This window comes from Streptomyces sp. NBC_01294, from assembly GCF_035917235.1.
GTDB classification, from domain to species: Bacteria; Actinomycetota; Actinomycetes; order Streptomycetales; family Streptomycetaceae; genus Streptomyces; species Streptomyces caledonius.
This window is the reverse complement of the sequence record NZ_CP108423.1, coordinates 2,423,854-2,440,746: the sequence shown is the minus strand read 5'-3', so window position 1 is coordinate 2,440,746 and position 16,893 is coordinate 2,423,854. Positions and strand designations below refer to the sequence as shown.

Sequence of the window (16,893 nt, the reverse complement as noted above, 5' to 3'; positions counted from 1 at the left end):
GTCTGAGACGCTTGTCTTGCTACGGTGTGGCCATGGGACATCGCGAAGATCTGCTCGAAGGCGCCAAGAAGTGCCTGGTCGAGAAGGGGTTCGTGCGCACCACCGCGCGCGACATCGTCAGCGCCTCGGGGACGAACCTGGCGTCCATCGGTTACCACTACGGATCGAAGGACGCCCTGCTCGCCCAGGCCTTCATCGCGTTGATGGAGGAGTGGGGCGATGTCTTCCAGGCCGGAGTGACCGGGGAGGGCGGCTCGCTGGAGCGGTTCCGCCAGGTCTGGGAGGGCGTCGTCGCCCAGCACGAGGAATCGGGCCCTGCCTGGGCGGCCAGCATCGAGATCGCGCTGAGCGGGGACCGGCTCCCGGCGCTGCGGGCCCTGCTCGCGGCCTCGCAGGCCGAGGGGCGCCGGGGCCTGGTCTCGATGCTGACCGGCATCCCGGAGGACCGGATCGACGAGCGGCAGGTGCGCACGCTGGGCGCCTTCTACCAGGCGCTGCTGAACGGCCTGATGATCCAGTGGGTGTTCGATCCGGAGTCGGCCGCCACGGCGGAGGAACTCACCGAGGGCATGCGCCGGGCCGCCGAGGCGATGATGCGCCCGAAGGGCGCCGAGGGCTGAGCGGAGCCGGAACCACCGCCGGGCGCGCCCCGTCCCACTGCCGAATCGGCCCGAGACGAGGGGGAGTCGCCATGGCGGGAGCGGGAGCGGGAGCAGGTTCGGGAGCGGGTTCGGGAGCGGGTTTCAGGGCGCGCGGTGGGATGCGGTCGGGGATGCGGGTCGGGGTGATGCTGTGCTGCCTCGCGGCCGCGGTGCTGACCGCCGGGTGCGGTGCGCAGCAGCCGGAGCAGGGCGCACCGCGGGACGTTCCGCACCACGCCCCGCCGGCGGACTCCCGGCCGCGGATGCAGCAGGTGGCCGCCGCCTGGGAGGGATCGGCTGCCCTCCGGCAGTGGCGCGAGGGCTTCCACCCCCTGGACCCGCAGGACTGGCAGCCGCCGGGCGGCTTCCGCTCCGGGCAGGACAAGGCCGCCTACGCGGCGGGGAACTTCGTCCTGCGCACCGGGCTGCCCGACACGCCGCCGCCGGCCACCCCGGTCCACTGGCCCGACGGCAGCACGCTCCTCCTGCCGCTGCAGACCGCGGCGCAGACGTACGGAGAACTCGACGGGGAACTCGACCGGGACCCGGACCGCGAACCCGCCCTGCAGATCACGGGCGTCCGCTTCGGCGAGACCACCGTGCGCACCAGCCGCGGCCCGGCGCGGGTGCCCGCATGGCTGTTCGCCGTGGAGGGGTACGACACCCCGCTCGCCCGGATCGCCGTCGGCCCGCAGGAGCTGCCGAAACCCCCGGTGGAGCCGCTGGAGGACATCGACGGCGGCACGGCTTCGCTGTTCGGCCACTCGGGCGCCCCGGACGCGACGGCCTTCAGCGTGACGGCGGGTCACGGCAGCTGCGACGGCGGGGTCGCCGTGGACGCCCTGGAGGGCGCCGGCACGGTGGTGCTGGCCGGCCGCATCCTGCCCGGCGCCGAACTGCCCCCGGGCGCGGCCTGCGACGCGGCGATGCGCATGCAGAGCGTCCCGGTCACGCTGAGCCGGCCGGTGGGCGACCGGATCGTCGTCGACGCCGCGACCGGTGCGCCGCTGGAGCGCAGCCAGGGCCGCTGACCGCCCGAGCGGCGCTGTCCGTCACACGGTGATGACCACCTTCGCCCGTGCGTGCTCCACTTCGAGGGACCTGATGGCCTCGGGCACCTCGCGGACGGGGACGGGACGGCGCCCGGCCCGTCACGAGGAGGGCCATCGGCCGCGGCAGGCTGCCGCCTTCGGACACGCCGCCACCGGAGAGGACGAGCGTCCCCTCCTCACCCCGGGCGTCAGCACGCGCCGTCCCGGGAGCAGTCGACGACGTGGCCGGCGTCGAGCGACCGGACCAGGTCCACGTTCCTCGTCCCGCACACGGCGGTCACCTCCGCGCCGAGCGCCTCGGCGATCTGGACGGCGAACGTCCCCACCCAGCCTGACGCGCCGTTGACCAGGACCCGCCGTACCGGCCGCACGCGCCCCAGGTCGCGCAGGCCCATGAGGGCGGTGTTCCCCGCGAGCGGGACCGAGGCCGCCTGCTCGAACGTCAGGTCGGCGGGCTTCGCCTCCACCATGTCGGCCGGGGCGCACACGTACGCGGCGAACGCTCCCTCGGCCTCCCCGAACACCGCGTCACCGGGGCGCAGTCGCGTGACGTCCTTGCCCAGCCCTTCCACCCGGCCGGCGGAGTCCGTGCCGCGTATCCGCACCTTCGGCCCGCCAGACCGAGCACCAGGCGCGCCGGGTACGGGTCGCGGTCGCCGACCACGGGCCGGTCGACCTTCTTGGGTGGGGCCCGGAAGCAACCCCCACCCTCAGGCGAGGCGGGAGGCCTTGAGGACCATGTGGAGCAGCAGGCGGTCCTCGCCCTCGTCCAGGTCGAGGCCGGTCAGCTGCTCCACCCGGGCGAGGCGGTAGTAGAGGGTCTGGCGGTGGATGCCCAGGGCGGCCGCCGCCCGGCCCGCCTGGCCGGCGCAGTCCAGGAACACCTCGGCGGTACGGGCGAGTTCGCGGTGGGCCGGGGTCAGCAGGGTGCGGGCCGCCGGGTCGTCCACCGGGTCGGCGGCGAGGGTCGCCAACAGCCGGTACGGGCCGATCGCCGACCACTGGGCGACCGGGCCGAGCCGGGGCTGGGCGACGGCCGCCCGGGCCGCGGCGACGGCCTGCTCCCAGGCGGCGGGCAGCTCCGCGAGGCCCCGGACGGGGTCGGCGACGCCGGCGGTCATCCGGTGGCCGGCGGACGCCGTGGCCACGGCGCTCCCGGCCGGCGACCTGGCCGGCGCGGCGGCGGCCGAGGCTCCGCCGGAGGACTTGCCCGATGCCCCGGCGGGTACCCCGGCAGAGGACCTGGCCGACGACTTGCCGCCCGATGCCGCGGCCGAGGCCCCGCCGGGCGACTTGCCAGAGGCTCCGCCAGGGGACTTGCCCGATGCCGCGGCGGCCGCCCCGCTCGATGCCCCCGCCGGTGCCCCGCCCGCGGCCCCGCCCGAAGGTCCGGCGCCGGTCGTGCCCGCTGGGTCCGCCGTGCGCGGCAGCAGCTTGGCCATCGCCGCCGTCAGGGCCGGGCCCAGCGCGTCCGTCGAGCGCAGCCGGAGCAGGACCGCCAGCGCCGGGGCGCGCGCAGGCCCCGCTCCGTGCCCCGTCCCCGGACCGGTGGCGGCGCCCGCCCCGCCCCGCCCCGGTACGACGCACACCGCGGCCGCGCCCGGCACCGACGCCGGGGCCTCCCCGGTCCACGGCGCCACGCAGACCGCCGCGTGCAGCCCGTCCCCGCCCGGGCCGAGGGCGACCCGCAGCGCGGCCACCGCCATCTCCTGCTGCCAGCCCCGCGCGGCCGTGAGCACCGCCAGGAACTCCCGGGACAGGTCGGCCCCCGCCTTCGCCTCCTCGGCGAGCAGCACCCCGATCCGCTCGGCCACCTCCATGGCCGCGGCCAGCGCCGCCGGCTCGGGGCCGGGATGGCCGGGCTCCTGGTCGAGGAGCCACACGTAGCCCTGGACGATGCCCCGGTACCGCACCGGGAGGCAGATCCGTCCGCGGAACACCCCCGCGTCGGGCGCCGCCGGGATCCGCACGGGCCCGGTGGCGCGGGCGATGCCGAAGCCCTCGAACCAGGAGCGGACCGCCGCCGTCGACTGCCGCGTCAGGATCGAGCGGGTCCGTACCGGGTCCAGCGTGAGCTCGCCGGAATCGCTGTCGCTGTCGTGCGCGCCGAAGGCGATCAGGCGGAAGTCCCGGTTCTCCAGGGTCGCCGGGGCGCCGAGCAGCGCCGAGATCTCGTCCACCAGGTCCTGGTAATCGCCCTTCACGCGGACATTCTCCCACCCCCGCACGGGCTCTTCAGACAGATGTATGAGATCCGGGACACGGATGCGTGACAGCTGTCGATGGCCGAGGATCAAAGCGATCCTTAGGTTTCACGGTGGTTTTACTTGAGCTTTTCTTCTGCCACCCGCTGGAGGTGCCCCGTGCTGGGTCCCGTGATCCTCGCCGCTTCGCGCAGCGACAAGATGCGCCGAATCGTCTCTGCCGCCCCGGTGACCAAGCCCGTGGTGAACCGGTTCATCCCCGGTGAGACGGTCGACCAGGTCATCCCGATCGTCGAGGACCTCACACGCAACGGCCTTGAGGTCACCCTCGACGTCGTGGGCGAGGACATCACCGCGGTGGAGCAGTCCTACGCCGCCCGTGACGCCTACCTCCAGCTCATTGGGCGTCTCGCGGCACTCGGCCTCGGCGAGAAGGCCGAGATGTCCGTCAAGCTGTCGATGTTCGGCCAGGCACTGGAGGGCGGCCACGAGCTGGCCCTCGCCAACGTCCGCCCGGTCGTCGAGGCCGCGGCCGCCATCGGCACCACCGTGACGCTCGACGCCGAGGACCACACCACCCTCGACTCGATGTTCGCCATCCACGAGGAGCTGCGGAAGGACTTCCCGCAGACCGGCTGCGTGATCCAGGCCTACCTCTTCCGCACGGAGGCCGACGCCCGCCGCCTGGCCGACGCCGGCAGCCGCGTCCGGATCGTGAAGGGCGCCTACAAGGAGCCCGCCGAGGTCGCGTACCAGGACAAGGCGGAGATCGACAAGGCGTACGTCCGGATCCTGAAAATCCTCATGGACGGCGAGGGCTACCCGATGATCGGGTCCCACGACCCGCGTCTCATCGCCATCGGCCAGGAGCTCGCCCGCAAGGCCGGGCGCAAGCTGGACGAGTACGAGTTCCAGATGCTGTACGGCATCCGCAGCGAGGAGCACCTGCGACTCGCCGCCGAGGGCCACCGGATGCGCGTCTACACCGCGTACGGGACGGACTGGTACGGCTACTTCATGCGCCGCCTCGCGGAGAAGCCGGCCAACCTCCTCTTCTTCGTCCGCTCGATGATCACCAAGAACTAGCCAAGAACCAGGTCAAGGAGTTACCAGCCCCATGGATGCTGTGACCCAGGTCCCCGCTCCGGTCAACGAGCCGGTCCACTCGTACGCCCCCGGCACCCCGGAGCGCGCGCGGCTCGAAGTGCAGCTCAAGCAGCTGTCCGAGAACCCGATCGACCTCCCGATGACGATCAACGGCGTCAAGCGGATGGGCGGCGGCGAGCGTTTCGACGTGGTCCAGCCGCACGACCACAAGTCGGTGCTCGGCACCTTCGCCCACGCCACCGAGGCCGACGCCCAGGAGGCCATCGACGCCGCCCTGGCCGCCGCCCCGGCCTGGCGCTCGATGTCCTTCGACGACCGCGCCGCGATCATCCTGCGCGCCGCCGAGCTGCTGTCCGGCCCGTGGCGCGAGAAGCTCGCCGCCTCGACCATGCTGGGCCAGTCGAAGACCGCGCAGCAGGCCGAGATCGACACCCCGTGCGAGCTCGTCGACTTCTGGCGCTTCAACGTCCACTTCGCCCGCCAGATCCTGGCCGAGCAGCCGGTCGCGAACTCCGCCGGCGTGTGGAACCGCAGCGACCACCGCCCGCTCGAGGGCTTCGTCTACGCGATCACGCCGTTCAACTTCACGGCCATCGCGGGCAACCTGCCGACCGCCCCCGCCCTCATGGGCAACGTGGTCCTGTGGAAGCCGTCCCCGACGCAGACCCACTCGGCGGTCCTCCTCATGGAGCTCCTGGAGGAGGCCGGCCTGCCCAAGGGCGTCATCAACCTGGTGACCGGCGACGGCATCGCCGTCTCCGAGGTGGCCCTGAACCACCCCGAGCTGGCCGGCATCCACTTCACCGGCTCGACCAAGACCTTCCAGTACCTGTGGAAGACGGTCGGCAACAACATCGAGAAGTACAAGTCCTACCCGCGCCTGGTCGGCGAGACCGGCGGCAAGGACTTCGTCGTCGCGCACCCGTCCGCGGACCGCGCGATCCTGAAGACCGCGCTGACCCGCGGCTCCTTCGAGTTCCAGGGCCAGAAGTGCTCGGCGTCCTCGCGCGCCTACGTCCCGGCCTCGATCTGGAACGACGGCTTCAAGGAGGCCTTCGCGGCCGAGGTCGACGGCATCGCCATGGGTGACGTCCGCGACCTGACCAACTTCATCGGCGCCGTCATCGACGAGCGTTCGTTCGCGAAGAACAAGGCCGCGATCGACCGTGCGATCGCCGACCCGACCTGCGAGATCGTCGCGGGCGGCACGTACGACGACTCGGAGGGCTACTTCGTCCGCCCGACCGTCATCGCCTGCACGGACCCTTCGAGCGAGGTCTTCACAACCGAGTACTTCGGCCCGATCCTCGCCGTGCACGTCTACGACGACGCCGACTACGACGCGATGCTGGCCCAGATGGAGTCCGTCTCGGCGTACGCCCTGACCGGCTCGATCATCGCGGCGGACCGGTACGCGGCGGCGGACGCGATGGAGAAGCTCCGCTTCGCGGCGGGCAACTTCTACATCAACGACAAGTCGACCGGCGCCGTGGTCGGCCAGCAGCCCTTCGGCGGCGGCCGCGCCTCTGGCACGAACGACAAGGCGGGCGCCGCGACCAACCTGCAGCGCTGGACCTCGACCCGCTCCATCAAGGAGACCCTGGTCGCGCCGACCGAGTACGGCTACCCCCACATGGGCTGACCTCCGCCCCGCTGAACCCCGCCCCCGCTCCGGTACCCCCAAGTCCGGAGCGGGGCCGTCGCCCTTCCGGGGCCGTCGCCCTTCCGGGGCCGTCGCCCTTCCGGGGCGGTCGCCCTTACGGGGCGCCCCGGCGGCCTAGACCTCCACGATGACCTGGTCGAGGGACTTGCGGACCAGGTCGGGGACCTCGCAGTCGGCGGCCGGGTAGCCGACCGGGATGACCGCGAAGGCCTTCTCGTTCGCCGGGCGGTTCAGGACGTGGCTCAGGAAGCGCATCGGGCTCGGGGTGTGGATCAGTGCGGCGAGGCCCGACAGGTGGAGGGCGGACAGGAGCATGCCGACCGCGATGCCGACCGACTCGTCGACGTAGTAGTGCTTGCGCTTCGTGCCGTCCGGGCCGAGCCAGTGGCGCTGCTGGAAGACCACGACGAGGAACGGGGCGTCCGTGAGGTGGGTCTTGACGGCGTCGGTGCCGAGCGGGCGCAGGGCCGCCAGCCATTCGTCGCCGAGGCGGCCGTCGTAGGAGATCAGCTCCTCCTGCTCGGCGGCGGCGCGGATCTGCTCCCGTACGGCCGGGTCCTTGACCAGGACGAAGGTCCACGGCTGCTGGTGGGCGCCGGAGGGGGCGGTCGCCGCGCACGCGATCGCGTCCCGGACCACCTGTTCGGGCACCGGGTCGGGGGAGAAGTGGCGTACGGTCCGCCGCTCGTCCATGCGGGCCCGCAGCTCGGCGGCGCGCGCGAGCGATTCGGCGCTCACCATCCGCTCGGGCCGGTAGGGGGCGGGACGGTACGGCTGGCCGTGGATCGGGGTCCACTGCTGGGTATCGGGCGACATGCGGCGAGTGTGCCGAGGCAATGGTCCAGACCGCCAGAGCCGTGTCGGCCGATTCCGGCCGGTGGACGGCGTCCGGCGTCCGCAATGCGGTCCTTGGTACGGTCGCGGGATGAGAGACCGGGACGCGGGCGTGCGCGTCGCGCACACCGCCGAGCTGACCGACGACGAGCTCCGCGAGGTGCGGGCCCTGCTGGACGCCGCCTTCGAGGGGGACTTCGGCGACGAGGACTTCGAGCACGCGCTCGGCGGGATGCACGTGCTGGTCCGGGACGCGGGGGGCGACCTCGTCGCGCACGGCAGTGTGGTGCAGCGGCGGGTCGTGCACGGCGGGCGGGCCCTGCGGACCGGGTACGTCGAGGCCGTGGCCGTACGGGCCGGCCTGCGGCGGCGGGGGCTCGGCGGGCAGGTCATGGCCGAGCTGGAGCGGACCGTCGCGCGGGCGTACGTCCTCGGGGCGCTGTCGGCGTCGCAGGAGGGGGCCGGGCTCTACCTCGCCCGCGGGTGGGCGGTGTGGCCGGGCGGGATCGGGGCGCTCTCGCCGGACGGGCCGGTGCGGCTCCCCGAGGAGGAGGGCTCCACGTACGTGTGGGTGCCGCCCGGCGGGATCCGGCTGGACCCCGCCGGGCGGCTCGACTTCGACTGGCGGGACGGGGACGTCCTGTAGCCACGACGGGCTGCGACGGGCTGCGACGGGCTGCGACGGGCTACGAGGCGCTGCGACCCGCTGCGACGGGCCACGACCGTCTGCGACCGGCTACGACCCCGAGATGCTCGGCGCGCCCGACTCGATGTGGCCGGTGTAGCGGCGCGACCAGGTGCCGTCGGAGTCGGCCAGGATCGTGAAGTCGTACCAGCCGTTGCTGTAGGCCACGGCGTTGAAGTAGTCCTCGCGCGAGGAGTTCGCCGGGACCGTGTAGGTCCACGGGCCGTCCGTGCGATAGGCGTTCGAGCGGATCGTGAAGGTGACGGGTGAGGCGGAGGCGTTCTTCATCCTGAAGTAGACGGCCGTCTTGCCGGTGCCCGGCTCCACGGCGAAGCGGGCCGCGACCTCGATGTCCTTGCCCGCCTTCGACGCGTCGCCGATGAAGCGGCGCAGGAAGCGGTTCGGCCCGTACATCGAGATGTCGTACTTGCCGGAGCCGTGGCCGAGGCCGATGTTGAAGTAGTCGCTGCCGGTGGCGCCCGCGTCGACCGTGTACTGCCAGGCCGCCGTGTCCCGGTGCTGGTGCGGGTGGATCGAGAAGTGCGCCGCCTGCTTCGCCTCGGCGCCCTGGTTGGTCATGGAGAACCAGGCCAGGATCTTGCCGGCCGCCCCGAACTCGAAGCGGTCCAGGTTGCCGTTCACCTGGTACGGCAGGGCCCGCGCCGGGCGGGTGCCCGGCTCCTGCGCCGGCAGGGCGTTGTCCTGCGGCACCGGGTTGGGCAGCGGGCCGCAGGTGGCCTGGCCGATCACCTTGGCGGTGGACGGGAGGCCCGCGGGGACCCCGTAGACCGGGTGCGCGAAGTCGAAGACGCCGGTCAGGTCGCCGGTCACCTTGCGGCGCCACGCGCTGATGTTCGGACAGGTGGCGGGGGTGCCGAGGGCGGCCGACCACTTCTCCATGAACCGCAGGACCGAGGTGTGGTCGAAGACCTCCGAGCTCACCCAGCCGCCGCGGGTCCACGGGGACATGACCAGCATGGGCACGCGGAAGCCGAGCCCGATCGGGGCGCCGTCCAGGTACTCGCCGGGGGTGCCCGGCGGGGCGACCGGCGGCGGCACGTGGTCGAAGAAGCCGTCGTTCTCGTCGTAGTTGAGGAAGAGGACCGTGGAGTCGAAGACCTCCGGGTTCGCGGCCAGGGCGCGGTAGACCAGGTCCACGAAGTGCGCGCCGTCGCCGGGCGGGGCGTAGGGGTGCTCCGAGAACGCCTCGTTGGCCACGACCCAGGACACCTGGGGGAGGGTGCCCGCGAGGACGTCGGCGCGGATCGCGGCCGCGATGTCGTCCGGGGTGGAGCCGGTGACCTTGGGGACGGAGCCCATGCCCCGGTCCCACAGCGGGTTGCCGGGGGCCGCGTCGGTGAACTTCTTGAAGTAGGCCAGACCGTTGTCCCCGTAGTTGTCCTGGGCGTTCTGGTAGACCTTCCAGCTCATGCCGGCCCGCTGGAGGGCCTCCGCGTACGTCTCCCAGGTCAGCCCGGACTCGTCGCCGCCGTCCTTGCTGGAGGCGTCGATCTTGCCGCTCCACAGGAAGGTGCGGTTCGGGCCGGTCGCGCTGAGCGCGGAGCAGAAGTACGCGTCGCAGATCGTGTAGTGGTCGGCGAGGCCGTGGTGGAAGGGTATGTCCCCCCGGTCCAGGTAGCCGAGGGTGCGGGTGTTGGCCACGCCGAGGACCCAGTTGTCCATCCGGCCCTTGTTCCAGGCCGCGTGCTGCGAGGTCCAGCTGTGCGGGAGGTCGCCGTTGCACTGGGCCAGGGTCTCGCCGTCGACCCCGCCCGCCGGCGGGGTGGCGGACAGCTTCCACGGGTACTGGCGGCCGCCCCAGTTGGGCTGGTTGAACATGCCCCAGCCGCCCGGGATGTTGCCGGCGGCGCGGTCGCCGAACCCGCGGACACCCTTCAGCCTGCCGAAGTAGTGGTCGAAGCTGCGGTTCTCCTGCATGAGGATCACCACGTGCTTCACGTCGGTGATGGTGCCGGTCGCGGCGGCCGCGGCCGCCGTCGCCGGCAGGGCCGCGGGCAGGGTCGCCCCCGCCATCAGCCCGGCGCCGATTCCCACGAAACCTCTGCGGCTGATCGGTGTCACTGGCCCCTCGCCTCCAACTCAAGTGCCCCGGCGGCACATTGACGGCAAGAGTGACGGGGACCGCGCCAAAGGTCTACATCCGTGCGGTAAGAGTTCGGTGAACTTCCGGGTGGCCGGAATCAGCTGTCGATCCGCACGAGCATCTTGCCCATGTTGTCCCCGCGGAGCATGCCGCGGAACGCGTCCACGGTGTGGTCGAATCCCTGCACAACGGTGGTATCGGTACCGATCCGGCCACTGCGCAGATGGGGGACGAGGAAGTCCTCCAGCTCGTCCTGCAGATTGGTGTGATGGCGAACCAATACTCCTTCCAACCGAAGCGACTTGTGGACGACCTCGAAGAGGTTGCGGGGCGCGGCGGGGGACCGGTCGCCGTTGTAGGTGGAGACGGCGCCCACCCAGGCGATCCGTCCGAACTCGCGCAGCGAGTCGATCGCACCCGCCAGGTGCTCGCCGCCCACGTTGTCCACGTAGACGTCGATGCCGTCGGGCGCCGCCTTCGCGAGCTGCTCGCCGACCGGGCCGTCGTGGTAGTCGAAGGCCGCGTCGAAGCCGAGTACCCCGGTGAGGTGGCGGACCTTGGCCGCCGAGCCCGCGCTGCCGATGATCCGGCGGGCGCCGAGCAGCCGGGCGATGTGCCCGGTGGCCGTGCCCACCCCGCCCGCGGCGGCCGAGACGAAGAGGTCCTCGCCCGGGCGCAGCGCCGCGGTCCGGGTCAGGGCCGCGTACGCGGTCAGGCCCGTGCCGCCCAGGATGGACAGGTACGCCTCCAGGGGGACGCCCGCGTGGCCCCGCAGCTTGCGGGTGCCGTCCACGCCGAGGGTGACGAGGGCGTGCGTACGCCAGCCCGCGCGGTGGAAGACCAGGTCGCCCTCGGCGAGGCCCGGGTCGCGGGAGGCGATCACCCGGCCCACCGAGCGTCCCTCCAGCGGGGTGCCCAGCTCGAAGCCGCCCTCGCCGCCGTCCATCATCCCGCGGTGATACGGATCCACGGAGAGCAGCAGGTTCGCCACCAGGGCGGTGCCGGGGCCCGGCTCCGGGACGGGGGAGGAGACGTAGGCGAAGTCGGCCGCGGCGGGGAAGCCGACGGGACGGGCGATCTGGTGGACGGCGCGAGCGGTGTTCGTGGTCATGTCCCCGACGCTAGGAAGGAATCCGCGGGCCGGGCAGGGGGTTGCGTTCATGGAAGCCGCACAGCCATGAACAACGCTCATAGAACGAGGTGGGGGCCCCGATGTCCGATCTCCTCCCGCAGGAACTGCGGATCCTGGTCGCCGTCGCGGAGACCGGCGGCTTCTCCGCCGCGGCCGCCGCCCTCGGCCTCACCCAGTCGGCCGTCTCCCACTCCGTGCGCGGCAGCGAGGCCAAGCTCGGCACGGTGCTCTTCGGGCGGGGGCGGAGCGGGGCCTCGCCCACCCGGGCGGGGGAGCGGGCGGTCGCACACGCCCGCCGGATCCTGCGCCTGTACGAGGTGATGGGCGCGGAGGTGCGCGGCGCGGGCCGGGACACGGTGGAGGGGGTGCTGCGGATCGCCGCGTTCCGCAGCGCGGCCCTGCACCTGCTGCCGCCCGCCCTGGAGCGGCTGGCCGCCCGGCACCCCGGCATCCGCCCCGAGGTGCGCGTGGTGCGCGAGATCGGCGCCGGCGCGGCGGGGGAGGTGGCCGAGGGCCGCGCCGACCTGGGCATCGCCACGCTGGGCTCGCCGGAGGGTGCCCCGCCCGGCCTGCTGAGCGGAGTGCTCGCGGAGGAGGCGTACCGCTTGGTGCACCCGGCCGGGCATCCGGATCCGAAGGCGCTGCCCCTGATGGACTGGGACGAGAACTGCGGCTCCTACACGCGGTCCTGGTGGCGCTCCCAGGACTGGATCCCGAGGGCGACCGTCAAGGCCGAGGACGACGCGATGGTGCTGACCATGGTCGGCCGCGGGCTCGGCATGGCGATCATGCCCGAGCTGTCCCTGAGGGAGGCGACGGAGGCGGTCGACATCACCGATCTGGGTCCGAGCGGGCCGGTGAGGCAGGTGGGCTACGTCACGACGCCGGAAGCCGCCTCGACCCTCGCCGTCAGGGCTCTGATCAGGGAACTTCGCTCCACGAAGGGCTGAAACGGACCCGTGGGGCGGAGCTTTTCGAGGGGTTCCCCGTCTCAGATAGTAGGAAGTCCGAGTAATTGCCGAGACATACAGCGGGACCTGACCTAGCTTTGTAAGAAGCCGAACGTCTCGCCGATCAGGCGAATGGCGGTCGAGAGCGCGCGCCCCTGGCAGGCAATCCCTGCGGCGCACTGCTCCCCGCCTCTTCCGGCGCCTTGAAGGAACCCCTCATCCGTGGCCCCGCCACGCCGTGATCTCAAGGAGTCGATCACCATGACCGCAACCACCGCCACCCGCCGCGTCCGCCACGCCTCCCGCTCGGCCGACGACCGCAAGAACGCCGCCGCCGCCCTCCAGCGGGCCCTCGACCGCCGCGACAACGGCGGCTCGACCGGCCACTGACCAGCACCCCGTCCGGGACATTCTGCGTCCATATGATGGACGCAGAATGTCTGAGGGCTGGGACACGGAGTACGGTTTCGCCATGTCGACCAGCATCAATCTCGCAGTGATCCCCGGTGATGGCATCGGCCAGGAAGTCGTGGCTCAGGGACTCAAGGTCCTTACCGCGGTCCTGCCCCAGGATGTGAAGCTGGAGACCAAGCCCTACGATCTCGGCGCCCAGCGCTGGCACCGCACCGGTGAGACCCTCCCGGACGCGGAGCTCGAAGCCCTCAAGCACCACGACGCGATCCTGCTGGGCGCCATCGGCGACCCGTCGGTCCCGTCCGGCGTGCTGGAGCGCGGCCTGCTGCTCAAGCTGCGCTTCGCCTTCGACCACTTCATCAACCTGCGCCCGTCGAAGCTGTTCCCCAACACCGCCACCCCGCTGGCCGGTCGCCCGGACATCGACTTCGTCGTGGTCCGCGAGGGCACCGAGGGTCCGTACACCGGCAACGGCGGCAGCCTGCGCACCGGCACCCCCGCCGAGGTGGCCACCGAGGTCAGCATCAACACCGCGTACGGAGTGGAGCGCGTCGTCCGTGACGCGTACGAGCGGGCCAACTCCCGCCCCCGCAAGAAGCTGACGCTGGTCCACAAGAACAACGTCCTCGTGTACGCGGGCCACATGTGGAAGAACATCTTCGACAAGGTCGGCCAGGAGTACCCCGAGGTCACCACCGACTACCTGCACGTCGACGCCGCGACGATCTTCTTCGTCACGCAGCCCGAGCGCTTCGACGTCATCGTCACGGACAACCTCTTCGGTGACATCCTCACCGACCTGGCCGCCGCCGTGACCGGCGGAATCGGCCTGGCCGCCTCCGGGAACATCAACCCGACCGGCGCCTTCCCGTCCATGTTCGAGCCCGTCCACGGCTCGGCCCCGGACATCGCCGGCACCGGCAAGGCCGACCCGACCGCGACGATCCTCTCCGTCGCCCTCATGCTGCGGCACCTGGGCTACGAGGCCGAGGCCGTCCGCATCGAGGACGCGGTCTCCGCCGACCTCGCGGAGCGCGACGGAACCTTCCGCTCCACCGACGCGATCGGCGACGCCCTCGCCGCCCGAGTAGCCGGCTGACCCGGCCGCTCCACCTCAGGAAGCCGCCGGGGCACAATGGGACCCGGCGGCTTCTCCTGTGCGGCCTCCAGGTGCCACCATCGCCCCTGGGCCGCACTCCCCGCTTCTCCGAAGCCTGCCCGCGCGCGATAATCGAACGCGAGGCCGCGAAATGCGGGGAAGCTCGGACGTCCTAGTACGCCGTGAGCGCGGTCCGCCATACACAACCGGTGAAGGACAAGCACTCATGACGACGCCCACGATCGAGCTCAAGCCCTCCTCGAACCCGCTGTCCGATGCGGAGCGCGAGGCGATCCTGGCCAGCCCCGGCTTCGGCCGCCACTTCACCGATCACATGGTGACGATCAAGTGGACCGAGGGCCGCGGATGGCACGATGCCGAGCTGGTCCCGTACGCGCCGCTCTCGATCGACCCGGCGAACATGACGCTGCACTACGCGCAGACGATCTTCGAGGGCCTGAAGGCCTACCGCCAGCCCGACGGCACCGTGGCCACCTTCCGCCCCGAGGCCAACGCCGCGCGCTTCCAGGCCTCCGCCCGCCGCATGGCGATGCCGGAGCTGCCGTCCGAGCTGTTCATCGAGGCCTGCGACGCGCTGATCAAGCAGGACCGCGCCTGGGTGCCGGACTCCGGCGAGGCCTCCCTGTACCTGCGGCCGTTCATGTTCGCCTCCGAGGTCGGCCTGGGCGTCCGCCCGGCCAACGAGTTCCTCTTCATCGTCATCGCCTCGCCCGCCGGCGCGTACTTCCCCGGTGGCGTCAAGCCCGTCTCCGTCTGGCTCTCCGAGGACTACGTCCGCGCGGTCAAGGGCGGCACCGGCGCGGCCAAGACCGGCGGCAACTACGCGGCTTCGCTGGTCGCGCAGGCCCAGGCGGCCTCGCACGGCTGCGACCAGGTGGTCTGGCTCGACGCCGTCGAGCACCGCTGGATCGAGGAGATGGGCGGGATGAACCTGTACTTCGTGTACGGCGACCGCATCGTCACCCCGGAGCTCACCGGCTCGCTCCTTCCCGGCATCACCCGCGACTCCCTCCTCACCATCGCCCGCGACCTCGGCTACACCGCCGAGGAAGGCCGGATCACCACCGAGGACTGGAAGCGCGACAACGAGAACGGCACCCTCACCGAGGTGTTCGCCTGCGGCACCGCCGCCGTCATCACCCCGGTCGGCTCGGTCAAGTCCGAGCGCGCCAACTGGACCCAGGGCGACGGCGAGCCCGGCCAGGTCACCATGCGCCTGCGCAAGGCGCTGCTGGAGCTCCAGACCGGCCACAGCGCCGACACCCACGGCTGGATGCACCCGCTCGGCTAGTCCGCAGTGCCCCGCACCGCCCCGTAGGACCCGTACGGCCGAAGGCCCCCGCGCACTGCGCGGGGGCCTTCGGCCGTGTCGGCGGGGAGAGGAGCGGGGGAGAGGGGAGGGCAGGGGAGGGAGGTGGGGTCGGCACTCCCACCGCTCCCGCCGCTAGTCGGCCGCCACCGCCACCTGCCCCGCAGGACCGGCGGCGGGTGCCGCCTGCGGCCGGACGGTCAGCGCGGCGTACACCACGCCGCCGACCAGCCCCGACAGGATGAAACTGCAGTCCACCCCGCTGGTGAGGGCCAGCAGCGGGCCCTCGTACACCGGGGTCGACACGGCGGCGAGTCCCACGGCCGCGCCGGCCGCCCACGAGACGGTGGCGCGGAGGTTCCAGCCACCGGTGTACCAGTAGACGCCGCCGCGGGCCCGGCGGTTGAACACCTGGAGGGCGTCGGGATCGTAGACCCCGCGGCAGCGCACGTGGCCGATCAGGGTGATCACGGCCCACGGGGTGCCGATCGCGGTCAGCAGCAGCACGAAAGAGGTCATCGCGGACTGCACGTTCCACTCGAAGGAGCCGAAGAAGACGAAGGCGGTGGCGACGACCGCGGCGATCACGGTGGCCGTGGTGCGGGTGGCCCGGGGGATGATCGCGTCGAGGTCCAGCCCCATGGAGTAGAGCATCAGCCCGGCGTTGCCCACCGAGCCGACCGCGGCGGCGACCAGCAGCGGGACCAGGTACCAGAACGGCGCGGCCTCGACGAGCGGGCCGGCGTAGTCCAGGCCCGCCCGGGCGGCCAGCGCGGTGTAGGTGCCGAAGAGCTGCGGTATCAGCAGGCCGATCAGCAGGCCGAAGGCGGTGGCCCAGAGGACCTTGCGGGAGCCGTGCCGGCGCGGGGAGACGTAGCGGGTGTAGTCGCCGAGCAGGGTGATGAAGGCGACGGGCCCGCTCAGCCCGGCGGCCACGGCGGCCAGCACCCACGTCGGCCAGAAGGAGCCGAGCAGGTACGAGGTCTCCGGCGGGGCCGCGGTGGTGAAGTCAGGGGCGTAGGCGAGGAAGCCGACGGCCAGCAGCGCCACCATGCCGATGGACAGCACCTTGCTCATGCGCAGCAGCAGCCGGTAGCCGAAGACGGCCGCGACGACGGTACACGCGGCCAGGACGCCGTACATCGCGGCCCGGGAGACGCCCGTGTCCGGGAGCCCGGTCAGCCGGGCCAGCGTGCCGACCATCACGTCGCCGCCGATCCACAGGGTGAGGGCGGTGTAGCCGAGGGAGAGCAGCAGACCCACCACCGAGCCGACGAGCCGGCCGCGGACGCCGAACTGTGCGCCGCTGGAGGTGGAGAGGTTGGTCGCGGTGCGCAGGGAGACGAGTGCGAGCGGCGCGGTGAAGGCGATACCGACGAGGGTGCCGGTCACGATGGCCGTGACCGAGGGCCACAGGCCCAGTCCGAAGGACGGGGGCAGCCAGCCGAAGACGATCACACCGAGGCAGAGGTTGGAGCCGAGGAGGATCGAGATCAGGTCACGGGGACCGCTCGTCCGCTCCTCCTCGGGGATGGTGTCGACTCCGCGCTGTTCGATGGGCATGGGGGACTCCCTTGGCAGGGCGGGGGGTGGTTGCGCATGTGTTTGAGCGACACTCAATGTGACTCAAGCCCTGCTCCCAGGTCAATGATTCCCTGCAACGAAATGAAGAGTTAGA

The 16,893-nt window shown here is 72.2% G+C and carries 15 protein-coding genes; 9 read left to right on the top strand and 6 right to left on the bottom strand.

Annotated elements, in window-relative coordinates; translation table 11 throughout:
• Positions 1-32 precede the first annotated feature (32 nt).
• A complete protein-coding gene (locus OG534_RS10745; protein ID WP_326587859.1) occupies positions 33-620 on the top strand; it encodes a TetR/AcrR family transcriptional regulator in 588 nt (195 codons plus the stop codon).
• 152 nt (positions 621-772) lie between these two features.
• Positions 773-1,672 (top strand): hypothetical protein, encoded by a 900-nt coding sequence (locus OG534_RS10740; RefSeq protein WP_326587858.1) that lies wholly within the window; start codon positions 773-775, stop codon positions 1,670-1,672.
• A gap of 209 nt (positions 1,673-1,881) precedes the next feature.
• Here the strand turns inward: OG534_RS10740 and OG534_RS10735 are convergent, their stop codons facing one another.
• On the bottom strand, positions 1,882-2,298 hold the full coding sequence (locus OG534_RS10735) for an alcohol dehydrogenase catalytic domain-containing protein (protein ID WP_442807056.1): 417 nt from the start codon (positions 2,296-2,298) through the stop codon (positions 1,882-1,884).
• 105 nt (positions 2,299-2,403) lie between these two features.
• Positions 2,404-3,897, bottom strand: coding sequence for a PucR family transcriptional regulator (locus OG534_RS10730; RefSeq protein ID WP_326587857.1), 1,494 nt, complete (start codon positions 3,895-3,897; stop codon positions 2,404-2,406).
• Between the two features lie 159 nt (positions 3,898-4,056).
• On the opposite strand from OG534_RS10730, the gene OG534_RS10725 reads away from it, so the two are divergent.
• Both OG534_RS10725 and pruA read left to right on the top strand, forming a co-directional pair.
• Entirely contained in the window at positions 4,057-4,983 is a 927-nt protein-coding gene (locus OG534_RS10725) for a proline dehydrogenase family protein (RefSeq protein WP_326587856.1), read from the top strand.
• Positions 4,984-5,014: 31 nt separating this feature from the next.
• Entirely contained in the window at positions 5,015-6,646 is a 1,632-nt protein-coding gene (gene pruA, locus OG534_RS10720) for an L-glutamate gamma-semialdehyde dehydrogenase (protein WP_326587855.1), read from the top strand.
• 135 nt (positions 6,647-6,781) lie between these two features.
• Here pruA and OG534_RS10715 read toward each other — a convergent pair whose 3' ends face one another.
• The gene (locus OG534_RS10715) at positions 6,782-7,483 is read right to left on the bottom strand and encodes a nitroreductase family protein (RefSeq protein ID WP_326587854.1); all 702 of its coding nucleotides are present in this window, start codon (positions 7,481-7,483) and stop codon (positions 6,782-6,784) included.
• Between the two features lie 109 nt (positions 7,484-7,592).
• Between OG534_RS10715 and OG534_RS10710 the strand changes: the two genes are divergently transcribed.
• Positions 7,593-8,147, top strand: a complete 555-nt coding sequence (locus tag OG534_RS10710; RefSeq protein ID WP_326587853.1) for a GNAT family N-acetyltransferase — start codon at positions 7,593-7,595, stop codon at positions 8,145-8,147.
• A gap of 90 nt (positions 8,148-8,237) precedes the next feature.
• Here the strand turns inward: OG534_RS10710 and OG534_RS10705 are convergent, their stop codons facing one another.
• Positions 8,238-10,268 (bottom strand): phosphocholine-specific phospholipase C, encoded by a 2,031-nt coding sequence (locus OG534_RS10705; RefSeq protein ID WP_326587852.1) that lies wholly within the window; start codon positions 10,266-10,268, stop codon positions 8,238-8,240.
• Between the two features lie 119 nt (positions 10,269-10,387).
• On the bottom strand, positions 10,388-11,401 hold the full coding sequence (locus tag OG534_RS10700; RefSeq protein WP_326587851.1) for an NADP-dependent oxidoreductase: 1,014 nt from the start codon (positions 11,399-11,401) through the stop codon (positions 10,388-10,390).
• A 101-nt stretch (positions 11,402-11,502) separates the two neighbouring features.
• Here OG534_RS10700 and OG534_RS10695 point away from each other — a divergent pair, with 101 nt between their 5' ends.
• The 4 genes from OG534_RS10695 (at position 11,503) to OG534_RS10680 (ending at position 15,197) form a co-directional block, all read left to right on the top strand.
• Positions 11,503-12,372, top strand: a complete 870-nt coding sequence (locus tag OG534_RS10695; RefSeq protein WP_326587850.1) for a LysR family transcriptional regulator — start codon at positions 11,503-11,505, stop codon at positions 12,370-12,372.
• Between the two features lie 261 nt (positions 12,373-12,633).
• Positions 12,634-12,762: a hypothetical protein gene (locus tag OG534_RS10690; RefSeq protein WP_326587849.1), complete on the top strand. Its 129-nt coding sequence runs from the start codon at positions 12,634-12,636 to the stop codon at positions 12,760-12,762.
• Positions 12,763-12,844: 82 nt separating this feature from the next.
• Positions 12,845-13,885, top strand: coding sequence for a 3-isopropylmalate dehydrogenase (locus OG534_RS10685; RefSeq protein WP_326587848.1), 1,041 nt, complete (start codon positions 12,845-12,847; stop codon positions 13,883-13,885).
• 226 nt (positions 13,886-14,111) lie between these two features.
• Positions 14,112-15,197, top strand: coding sequence for a branched-chain amino acid aminotransferase (locus OG534_RS10680; RefSeq protein WP_326587847.1), 1,086 nt, complete (start codon positions 14,112-14,114; stop codon positions 15,195-15,197).
• Between the two features lie 153 nt (positions 15,198-15,350).
• Here OG534_RS10680 and OG534_RS10675 read toward each other — a convergent pair whose 3' ends face one another.
• Positions 15,351-16,778 carry a cytosine permease gene (locus tag OG534_RS10675; protein ID WP_326587846.1) on the bottom strand — a complete coding sequence of 476 codons (1,428 nt, stop codon included), beginning with the start codon at positions 16,776-16,778 and terminating at the stop codon, positions 15,351-15,353.
• Positions 16,779-16,893 lie beyond the last annotated feature (115 nt).